Origin of the sequence: Actinomadura sp. K4S16 (assembly GCF_008327685.1) — a bacterium.
Classification (GTDB): Bacteria; Actinomycetota; Actinomycetes; order Streptosporangiales; family Streptosporangiaceae; genus Spirillospora.
The window spans coordinates 1-4,560 of the sequence record NZ_BDDE01000041.1 but is presented as its reverse complement, the minus strand read 5'-3'; the positions used below and the strand labels follow the sequence as shown (position 1 = coordinate 4,560).

Annotated in this window: 1 protein-coding gene and 1 pseudogene; both read left to right on the top strand. The window is 68.3% G+C overall.

Annotation, left to right across the window (positions count from 1 at the left end; genetic code table 11):
- Positions 1–1,340 precede the first annotated feature (1,340 nt).
- Complete coding sequence (locus K4S16_RS44185; protein ID WP_160161251.1) at positions 1,341–3,134, top strand: HNH endonuclease signature motif containing protein; 1,794 nt, start codon at positions 1,341–1,343, stop codon at positions 3,132–3,134.
- Positions 3,135–3,847: 713 nt separating this feature from the next.
- Positions 3,848–3,979 (top strand): annotated as a pseudogene (locus K4S16_RS47095) (aspartate aminotransferase family protein); the annotation flags it as partial.
- Positions 3,980–4,560: the final 581 nt, after the last annotated feature.

The following is a 4,560-nucleotide window of genomic DNA, read 5'->3' as shown; positions in this document are numbered from 1 at the left end:
GGTTCAGCCCTGTGGCCTGACGCCAGCCTCACGGCCTCTGAGCCCAGCCCTGGGGCCTGACGCCAGCCTCACGGCCTCTGAGCCCAGCCCTGGGGCCTGACGCAGCCCAGGGTTCCTTAGCGCCGGCGCGAGCAAACACAGGTACGGGCACGCGCTCTTCTGCCCCAGCCGCGTTTGCCCCCGTAACAGGAAGTGCTCCAGGTGCGCATTCAGTAGTCCGCCCAAGTGGCCTTCCTCCTCCAGCACCAGCGGCGTCTTCCACCCGACGGCGAGTCATGAGACGAGGTCGCCCACCTACCCATAGCCGCCATAACCGGGTTGAGTGGCCGGGTGGGGGTGCTGGGTAGGGGGCGCCGGGTGGGGTGGCGCTGCGTACGGGGCCGCCCCTCCGAAGTCAAGGGCGCCTTCGGCGTCGCTTCGCGATGGGACTTCGTCCCGCCCTTGACTTCGGAGCCTCTGCGGCCCCTGGTGCAGGTTTCGTCGGGCAGGCTCCGCCTGCCCCCGCCCGACGCGCCACCCCACTTCTCCAAGAGCCACTCCACCGACAAGGGAATCCGCTCTCCGGAGCAAGGCAGCCCATAAAGGAAACCCGCCCATCAAAGGAACCTCGCCCGCTTGAGGGAGTCGGCTCGGCGCGAGGGCGACCCTCTGGTACAGCTTGAGCAGCGCACTGGCAGCCAGGGAGTGCGTCAGTGGTCAGGGAGTGCGTCAGTGGTCAGGGAGTGCGTCAGTGGTCAGGGAGTGCGTCGGTGGTCGGGAAGCGCACCGGCGATCAAGAAAAGGGGCGCAATTCATGCCAGGGCGTGCACGGACTAGGTTAGAGGCAATGCCCGACGGTGCACCAAGGTGCCGGGTGTCGACATAGAAATAGCCGGTTCGCCAGGAAGAACCAGCATGTCTTGGGACAACGGCTGGCAGAGGCCAACGGCCTGCCACACGCAGGCTCACCACCAGGGACTTCCCGATGGGCAAGCGACCCGAGTCCGGGGGGCCGCCAAATGATAGGGGCGCCAGCTGCTGGTCTGCTGAAGCGGGAGGAGTCACCGTTAAGGGTGCGGGTCGCCTGCTAACAGCGAACCCACCACTTAGCCGAGAGAAGTCCCGAATGTAGGTTTCATGCTACATGGCGAGGCCGCTGACCAGGTTGGTCCCCTTGATGGCATTCGCAAAGTTGGTGAACTGGGTGCTATCGGGCGGAAATATCTGTCTCTTCTGATAACGCGAAATATGATTCCAGTCTCAATCTTCACCTATCTCGGTGGTGACAGTAATCAGCCTCCGATCTCGCGTCTGTTCGCCCACCAGTTCGATATACTCTGTGTATGTGTTCGGTTACGGGTATGGATTTCGGTGTGGCGTCCACGCAGGAGTTGGTGGACGCCGCTGCCGCGATCGCCGCCGAACTCGCTACCCGTCCCGCGCCCGAGTCGGCTGCGGTGTGCATGGAGCTCGCCGAGACGTTAGCGGCGGCGTCGGACGCCCATGAGGCCGCGTTGGCCGGGTTCGTCGCCCGCGTGGACGCGGCGAGTGAGACGCGCCGCTGGGGGTTGCCGTCCACGCAGGCGTGGCTGCGGTCCCGGCTGGGCATGCGCGACACCCGCGCCAAGGAGCGCGTCACGCTGGCCCGGCAGCTCCATCGGCTCCCTGTGGTCACCGAGCTCCTGGCCAGAGGTGAGTTGTCCTGCGGCTACGCCTCCACGGTCGCCGACGCCGTGGCCCGCCTCGACGATGACGACTGCGCCAAGGCCGAAACCCTGCTGCTGGACATGATCGGCCAGGGCTTCTCACCCGGGAAGGTCGCCGCGTTCGGCCGCCGCATCCGCGAGGTCATCGCCGAACGCGACGGCTGCGAGGAGCCACCCGAGGAGGTGCAGCGCGGGTACGAGCGGTCCTGGATCGACTCCACCCGCTCGCTGGACGGCGGCCGCTACATCAAGGGCTGGCTGAACGCCGAGGACGCCGCCGTCTGGGACGGGACGCTGGGTCCGCTGGCCAAGCCGGCCGGGCCCGACGACCACCGCGACTTGGCCGAGCGGACGGCTGCGGCCCTGTCGAGTGTGCTGGCCGGTGGGCACAAGGCGACCAAGGTCACCGTCGTCTGCGACCTGGACACCCTCACCGGCGGCCACGCACCCGCCCGCCTCACCGACGGGACACCGATCCCCGCGCCCCAGGCCCGCCGCATCGCCCTGGCCGCCGGAGTCTCACCCCTGCTGTTGAGGAACGGGAACGCGCCGCTGTATCTGGGGCACAAGGTCCGCTTCGCGACCGCCGCCCAGCGCCAGGTTCTGGAGAGCCTGTACTCGACCTGCGCGGTGCGGGGCTGCGAGGTGCCCGGGACGCTGTGCGAGGTCGACCACGTCAACGGATGGGCCCTGGGCGACAGCCCCACCGACATCGACAAACTCGCCCTGTGCTGCGGATGGCACAACCGCTACAAACACACCCACCCCCAACACATCCACACCACCCACGACCCCGCCACCGGCCGCTACACCTACCGACTCCACCCACCCGGCACACCAACAACCCACCCGCCCACCACCAACCCACGAACAGCCCACCCACCCACCACCAACCCACGAACAGCCGAGCCACGAACAGCCCAGCCACGAACAGCCCAGCCACGAACAGCCCAGCCACGAACAGCCCAGCCACGAACAGCCCAGCCACGAACAGCCCAGCCACGAACAGCCCAGCCACGAACAGCCGAGCCACGAACAGCCGAGCCATGGGAAGTCGAGCCATGGGAAGTCGAGCCATGGGAAGTCGAGCCATGGGAAGTCGAGTCATGGACGGCTGAGCCATGGACGGCCGAGCCATGGACGGCCGAGCCATGGACGGCCGAGCCGCGACCAAGCGAGCGGCGAACAACTGAGCCGCGGACGGTCGAGCCGCGGACGGTCGAGCCGCGACCAAGCGAGCGGCGAGTAGCTGAGCCGCGGACGGTCGAGCTGCGAGCCACCGCGCCGCGAGCCACCGCGCCGCGAGCCACTGACCCGCGGACGGTCGACCCGCGGACGGCCGAGCCGCGGACCGTCGAGCCGCGCGCCGCCGAGCCGCGACCAAGCGAGCCGCGACCAAGCGAGCTGCGAACAACCGAGCCATCCACGACCATCCACTGGGCCGCTTAGATGGTCGTTTCGTTTGGTGTGCTCGAGGGTGCTTCGTCGTGACGATGATGGAGCGCTAGAGGCAAGACGAGTTTGTGGGAGTCGTTTCAGCGGGCGGTGCCACCTGCACCGACGCGTCCGCAGGATGGTGGGCGGCGCCGCGCCGCTGATCGAGAGGTGGTGGATGCGGCCGTGTTCCGGCCCCCCACCGGTTGCGCCTAACGGTAGGTCCCGTCGGTGTTGGCACCTCCTGGTAGAGCATCTACCGGCGCTTCGCCGAATGGAGAAGCGCCCCGGGTGTGAATCGAGCTGCACCGGTCATGCAGGATCAACTTGGCGCCCCAGGGGAACCGGACAGGTCGTGGTGCGCGATCGATTCGGTAAGTGTCCGCGCCGCGAAGGGAGGAAGTCGCCAGGTCCCAATTCCTGTCGACTGCGGCAGGTGAGGCTGCGCCCGTCATCGTCGAGCCCGCTGAACGCCAACGCCAGCGCCACCGCTGACCGCTTTCCTGTTGCTACCGGCCGTTACGATCCTCCTCAGGATCCGAAATGCCGACACATCGTGCCAGCTCACAGCCTGAAGGCTCCGGAACGGCCAGGGTCACGTCCGCCAGTCCCTCCGCCAGTCCCTCGGCCTGTGCCTCCATAGCGGCCCAACCAGCGCTCCCTAGCTCATGGCCGAGGGAGGCGTGCCCGCCGCTGGCCGGCCTGTTCTGAGGGGCATCACTACGCCGGGCAGCTCGGACGCAAAGTTGTTCTTCGCCAACTCCGGGACGGAAGCCCACGAGACGGCACTGCTGCTGGCTGACTACCGCGCGCGGCGCATCGAAGCCCCACTCGCCGAGCGGACTGGATTGCTCGGCCGCCCGTCGCCTCCCTCTCACCCGCGCCGACCAGGCGCTGGCAGGCACCTGGAGCCCGCACTGGGCGCTGCCGGCTCTGGACGACCTCGTGCGGACCACGGGCCTGTCATCGACAGGGCCGTCCGGGCGGCCCCGCTGCAGGCCAGCCCGCGCGCCGGGCCGAGTTCGCGTCCCGGCACGTCCAGCCACTTTGTGTTGGAGGTCTTCGCGGCCGATAGCCCGCGACAGCCACCAGGTGGAATCACTGGTGCGCGCCATCCCGCCGATCCGTCGACACTGCGGACCGCGCGGTCGCCGTTCTGACGGGTTGCATGGTGGCAAGGGCTACGACTCCCCGTACCTGTGCCGCTGGCTACGTTCACGCCGCAGCGTGTTACGCATCGCCCGCCCATCCAGCGGCTCGAGCGTCCCGGTGAAGTCGACGTCGTTCGCGCGGCCTGCCGGGTCGTGGGCTGGTCGATCTAGGGAACTCCGCCGCCGGAGTCCTTGTTAGTGGGGCCGACCTGGGGTGTGACGCGGAGAGTTGGGTGGGTGCCGTTCATGGGGAGTCGGCGATGTGGGAGCAAAGGGGCCGGACGGGCGGG

Excerpts from the sequence above, each read along its gene's own strand:
- K4S16_RS44185 (WP_160161251.1), top strand. The coding sequence starts at position 1,341 with ATGGATTTCGGTGTGGCGTCCACGCAGGAGTTGGTGGACGCCGCTGCC.